Raw genomic sequence first — 6064 nt, forward strand, 5'->3', positions numbered from 1 at the left:
TGTTCTCCAATGACTAGTCTAAAAACTAGTATTAAGACTATCACTTATTTAAGTGATACTGGTTGTCTGGAGATTCAGGGGCCAGTCTAAAAGATTACAACTACGATCCACATTATGGACGCTATGACACATCAGCTAACCTGGATGATATGAAACAATACAATCTCCAGTGGACAAATAGCGTCACAGTCGGCCACGGTAATGTTGGCGCTGGTATCGACTGGCAAAAACAATCCACTACTCCTGGAACTGGATATCTGCCAAAAGGTTACGATCAGCGTAACACGGGGATTTATCTGACAGGACTGCAAAAACTTGGCGATTTTACGTTAGAAGGCGCGGTGCGTAATGACGACAACTCGCAATTTGAACGCCACACAACATGGCAATCCAGTGCGGGATGGGAGTTTATTGAGGGTTATCGCTTTATCGCTTCCTATGGAACTGCTTTCAAAGCGCCAAATCTGGGGCAGCTATATGGTATGTATGGTAATCCGAATCTGGCTCCGGAAAAGAGTAAACAGTGGGAAGGGGCATTTGAAGGTTTAACTGGGGGCGTAAATTGGCGTATTTCAGGATACCGTAATGATATCAGTGAAATGATTAACTATAATCCTCATACCCTTCGTTATTACAACGACGGAAAAGTACACGTTAAAGGAATTGAGGCTACAGTAAACTTTGATACAGGAGCACTGACGCATACTGTTAGTTACGATTATACGGATGCCAGAAATGCCTTAACTGACGAACCATTGGAACGTCGTCCAAAACTGCAAGTGAAGTATCAACTTGACTGGCAAGTATTCGATTTTGACTGGGGGATAACTTATCAATATATGGGATCGCGATACGATTCGGACTACTCATCCTGGCCCTATAAGTCAGTCAAAATGGGCGGTGTGAGTTTATGGGATGTTGCGGTTGCGTATCCGGTCACTCCTCACCTGATAGTTCGCGGTAAAATAGCTAATCTGTTCAACAAAGATTATGAGACTGGTTATGGCTATCAGGCAGCAGGACGGGAATATATATTGTCTGGCAGCTATACTTTCTGAAATCTGCCCCACCGAGTCGCTAAACAGCGTGATCCGCCATGCGATCAAAAAGCGTAAAGTGTTCCCGACAGACGAGGCGGTGAAAAAAGTTGTGTGGCTGGCAATCCAGTCTGCGTCCCAGAAATGGACGATGCCGTTGAAGGACTGGCGTATGGAAATGAGCCGCTTTATTATCAAGTTCAGTGACCGCCTGGACGGTCACTTCTGGGAAAAGGCATTTACACAGAATCCTGAACAGGCTCGGTCACTTCGACCAGACACCGTGCGTCATGTAACGTTGCCACTGTTCCGCCAGGAGTTACAGTGGCAACGTATGCTACCGTCAGTGATGGCGTTTTGTTGTTATCAGAACTGATAGTTCAGCGACATCCAGTAATTTCGCTCAGGTATCACATATCCCGTTGTTGATGATCCCGTCTGGAAGTAATCACCGGCATAAAGCGTACTCTTACCGGCACTGTACAGGCTCACGTCACTGTAATCCTTGTTGAGCAGGTTATTCACCGCAGCATTCAGCGTCAGGGCATCCGTCACCTTCCACGACAGACCTGCATCCACCACCGTCCAGGCTTTCAGATATTCTCCTTTCTCATCATACACTTTCTTCTGTACAGCGCTCAGCGACGAATAATTCCGGGTGAAACGTGGTGTTTTCCCGCGATAACGGGCACCCAGCCATGATGCTACCTCTTCGGTGATCTGCCAGTTCAGTTTCGCATTCACCATGTGTTCAGGGGTATAACTCAGCGGTGCACCTTTGTTATCACCATCACGTTGTTCACTTTGGGTCCAGGTGTAATTCAACGACAGAGTGACATCCTCTGACCACAGCGGCAATGTGCCGGCGAATTCCACACCATGCAAGCGGGCCTTTCCGCTGTTTGTATAGCTATTGGTGTTATCATCAATGGAATAAGAGACAATCTTGTTGGAGAAGTCTGTTATAAAGCCTGTTATATTGGCATTCAGACCGGAGAGGTTATCGTAATATACCCCCGCCTCATAACTTACACTCTCTTCCGGCTTCAGTTCGGGGTTACCGAGTAGATTAGTACGTCCCTGCCCGGATACACCGCTGATCCCCTTATGTAACTGTCCCATGGTGGGGGCTTTATATCCCGTGGTCACACCGCCTTTCAGCGTCCAGGCATCGGTCACGTCCCAGACCAGATATGCACGCGGACTGAAGTGTCCCCCGAATTGATCATGATGTTCATAGCGACTGCCTGCAGTCAGCGCAAGTACATCCGTGAGATGCCACTCATCCTCAGCAAATAATGACCAGCTTTTCTGTCGGAAAGTTTCACCTGTGCTGGCAAGGACAACCCCATCTTTCATGGACGAACTCTGATACTCTCCCCCCACAGTAAGCAGATGAGATTCTCCCAGAGGGGTAAGCAGCAATGAATTCAGGATAAGGTTAGATTCCTTAAGCTCCCGCGGTTTACCGGCAAGCCCCCATTTATCGCTCTTCAGAACACTACGTACAAGCTCACGACCTTTATTTTCCGTCTCGTTCCAGTTCAGATACGATTTCCAGGTACCGAAGGTGAAAGTATGATCATAGCCAGCCGAAATTTTGTTTCGCTCATAGCGCAGAGTATGGTCATATCCCCCTGTCAGGCTACCCAGTTGACCATCCTGGTTATCGTAACGCTGTCGGGTGGTATCCATATCAAACCAGAGCACATCCTGCTCCGTAGCCTTCCAGTCAATACGCGCACCAAGATTATAATTCTGTGACTCCGTGGGATAAGGAATACGCGTGGCTGATGTGTCGCTCAGTGATGTGACCGATGAGCCCTGACGCTGCTGTGTGCTGCCGCGGATCTGCAGACTGACAGAATCATCCACAAGAGGGCCACTGCTCCAGAAATTAAACTGGCTGCTGTTGCCCCATTTGTTACTCTCCTGCAGATTCAGCCCGGCGTTGACGGAAGAGAGCCATTTGTCTGCATTCTTTTTGGTAATGATATTCACCACACCACCCATCGCATCAGAGCCATACAGTGTGGACATCGGCCCCCTGATAACCTCAATACGCTCAATCGCGGCCAGAGGAGGCATGAACCCTGTATTCATGGCAGAAAAACCGTTAGGCGTCACGTCCCCGCTCCCGCCCTGACGGACACCATCAATCAGTATCAGCGTGTAACTGGCGGGCATTCCACGGATGCTGATTTCCAGCCCACCGGTTTTACCCGTACCACTTTCAACATCCACACCCTCCACAGCTCTCAGTGCCTCCGCCAGATCGTGGTACTGGCTGGACAGCAATTCCTCCTGACTGATTACGGAAACACTGGCGGCTGCGTTGGTCAGTTTTTTCTCATAGCCGGATGCCGAGACAATCATCACATCCTCTGCTGCCATGCTGCTGGCTGAAAACCCGAGACAGGGAATGACAACGGAAGCCAGAGTGGTTATTCGCATATTACTAATCTCCGATCATGTTAATCGGCAAGACAATACACAAATACAAACAATAATGAGAATAATTTATATTTGCTTTTTACAAAAAATAAATATTACTGACAAAACAAAAGATACAAGACCACTGCTCCAGCAAGCCTGTTGATGGATATCCGCATGGTCTATTCGATTTCAGCATAAAACAGGTCACTGTAGAAGCGGCTTTCCACCTGAACTCAACGTAAGTGCACAGTCTGCAATGTCTTGTGATGCTTGTTCTGCCAGGTAACAATTGAGTGATCTTACCCACGTAAGATGGTCCCTCCCCCTAAGCTGGGGGCTGGTTTTCAGATTGTTCCGGACAGAAACCGCTACACCAACTGTGCTGTCGCCAGCGAGTGTAATCACATTCGATATAATTAAACACCGTAGCCCGCATTGTTTCCTGGCTAAAGTATTCTCCGTGGATATATTCCACTGTCAGCGAATGAGAGAAGCTTTACACGCAGATTATGCTGCTTTAGCAGCGCCATCCGCAGAGAATCTCAGGCCAGTTGCACCGTCTGCGTGGTAACATTGAGCTGCTAATAACGGCACGTGCTTACTGCCAGATACAGCCCGCCTTCATCCGTATATAAGTATGTTGTCAGCGCCAGTGATGTCTTTCGCCCACGTTGGACGTGTACTTATACTTGTTCGCCGCTGATATCACATATACCAGTCGCTGCGGGTCACCCCGAGCACATGGTACATTGCTTTGATGCTGAAATCCGCCTGATGTTTTTCAATAAAGACATACTTCATTTCAGGCGCTTCGCGAAGTATGTCGCGGCCTTTTAGAGGATGGCCAGCTCTTCATCCCATTTTGCCTGCTGGCGTTTGAGACGTGCAATCCCGGTGGATATCTCCGGCTCACGTTCAGGGGAAGTCTGCTGAAGTGCGCCTTCATACAGACTGAGTCCTCGGAGGGGGGCAACAACGCCCATGCATTCCGTAAGCAATTTGTTGACGCCTAATGCTGGTAAAAAAACGACTTCCTGTTATGGAAGTCGTAATATGCTGTAGTTGGAATATAGAAGTTGTGTAGTGGATGATTATTTTACAATGTGCATTACAATAAAGTTTAACATTACGTTAGCAATTATTAGCTCAGGATAATCATCCTGTGATATGATACCCTTTTGGTATGGTGAAGATTGTTGTACCATTTCATTAGGAACTAAATATTTACCATTTTGTTGTCGTTCATATTTTACCATCCAATGGACATGCCTGTGGCAACGCCTGTTCCATGTTGTGTATCCCATGAGGTGTTTAGTCTGACGACGGTGTTTTCGCTGGTGCGAAAAATTATACCAGCGGCAATAGCCTGCTCATCACGATAATTACTTGCAGCCATGCCGAAAGAATACTGTTTACCATCAATCATTGGTATTGCTGTCATGGCCATTGCACCTGCAATGCCGGCATCTGAACGTTTTCTATTTTTATTTATCTGATCTCGTAATTGACGAAACTGTTGATTGGTATTTTGCTCCAGCGCATTCACTTGCTTATTTGTATAAGTGTTTGCTGATTTTAGTGTTTGTGCATCACCTTCAATACGGGCAGTTGCTTCATGTTGAAGTTGTTGATTGGTATTTTGCTCCAGCGCATTCACTTGCTTATTTGTATAAGTGTTTGCTGATTTTAATGTTTGTGCATCACCTTCGATACGGGCAGTTGCTTCATGTTGAAGCTGTTGATTGGTATTTTGCTCCAGCGCATTCACTTGCTTATTTGTATAAGTGTTTGCTGATTTTAGTGTTTGTGCATCACCTTCAATACGGGCTACTTTTTCAATCGAATATTCGTGATACAGTTGGCCAACTGTAGCAGCATCTGTTGTTAATTTCCCATCAGAAACACCACCAATTATGCGAGTTTCTCCATTTTTTGTGCCTATACTGACTTCATTTGAGCGTGTTGTGACTGAGTTCGCGCCAAGGGCTATGCTATTAGAGTGATTAGCGATACTATTATATCCTAATGAGGTCGAATCAACTCCTGTAGCAGATGCTCTTCCCCCTGTCTCCGTTTTACCGCTACCAAGATATGACATCTCCGAGTAAATTGCTTTGATATCCTCTCCAGATAGTTCCATGTCAACAGCATTTCCAAGAGGTCCATTTATCTTGAGCTTGTACAAGTATTCACTAATTTCAGGTATATGTTTTGTATAACCATATCCATCAGGTCCAATGACCATTACATTCCCTAAACCATCGGATGATAATAGGATTTTTTTAGACTCTTTATCTACAAAGTAAGCTTGTTCTTTTGCATAATCATAATAAGTTGCGATTGAACTCAATGTCGTACCAAAACCTTCAGGAGAGAGACCTGCTTGTTTGTTTGTCTTTAATGTGTAAAAAAGATATTTGTTTTCAGCTTTACTTATGTCAAGTTGCTTCCCATTATCAATTAAATTATTATCTTTATCATAAAGATTGATCGTTTTCAAAAAACTACTTAAATCACTAAACTTCCCTGTTTCAAGGCTTTCATAAGTCACTCCATTATGGGGGGCTGCATGAGTACTCGTTGCCATGAAG

General features: G+C 45.7%; 3 protein-coding genes and 4 pseudogenes. 3 read left to right on the forward strand and 4 right to left on the reverse strand.

The genetic code is table 11. The annotated features are described in order from the left end of the window. Positions 1-89 precede the first annotated feature (89 nt). Positions 90-1058, forward strand: a pseudogene (locus tag E0D98_RS20645) (TonB-dependent receptor); the annotation flags it as partial. A 13-nt stretch (positions 1059-1071) separates the two neighbouring features. Further along, positions 1072-1263 (forward strand): annotated as a pseudogene (locus E0D98_RS20650) (hypothetical protein); the annotation flags it as partial. A gap of 140 nt (positions 1264-1403) precedes the next feature. Here E0D98_RS20650 and iha read toward each other — a convergent pair. Continuing rightward, positions 1404-3491 carry a bifunctional siderophore receptor/adhesin Iha gene (iha, locus tag E0D98_RS20655; protein WP_001223358.1) on the reverse strand — a complete coding sequence of 696 codons (2088 nt, stop codon included), beginning with the start codon at positions 3489-3491 and terminating at the stop codon, positions 1404-1406. On the opposite strand from iha, the gene E0D98_RS28540 reads away from it, so the two are divergent. Next, positions 3430-3636 (forward strand): hypothetical protein, encoded by a 207-nt coding sequence (locus tag E0D98_RS28540; protein ID WP_131890908.1) that lies wholly within the window; start codon positions 3430-3432, stop codon positions 3634-3636. The two genes, iha and E0D98_RS28540, sit on opposite strands and share 62 nt — an antisense overlap. A 162-nt stretch (positions 3637-3798) precedes the next feature. On the opposite strand, the pseudogene E0D98_RS20665 reads toward E0D98_RS28540, so the two are convergent. From E0D98_RS20665 to E0D98_RS20675, 3 genes and pseudogenes are all read right to left on the reverse strand, one after another. Next, positions 3799-3978, reverse strand: a pseudogene (locus E0D98_RS20665) (IS3 family transposase); the annotation flags it as partial. A gap of 203 nt (positions 3979-4181) precedes the next feature. Next, positions 4182-4471 (reverse strand): annotated as a pseudogene (locus E0D98_RS20670) (IS3 family transposase); the annotation flags it as partial. A gap of 251 nt (positions 4472-4722) precedes the next feature. Then, positions 4723-6064 (reverse strand): YadA-like family protein (locus E0D98_RS20675; RefSeq protein ID WP_131890911.1); only part of this gene is annotated, 1342 nt, incomplete at its 5' end.

It is taken from the genome of Escherichia sp. KCJ4928, from assembly GCF_004352695.1.
In the GTDB taxonomy this organism is placed as follows: Bacteria; Pseudomonadota; Gammaproteobacteria; order Enterobacterales; family Enterobacteriaceae; genus ECMA0423.

Excerpts from the sequence above, each read along its gene's own strand:
- iha (WP_001223358.1), bottom strand. The coding sequence starts at position 3,491 with ATGCGAATAACCACTCTGGCTTCCGTTGTCATTCCCTGTCTCGGGTTT.
- E0D98_RS28540 (WP_131890908.1), top strand. The coding sequence starts at position 3,430 with ATGCTGCTGGCTGAAAACCCGAGACAGGGAATGACAACGGAAGCCAGA.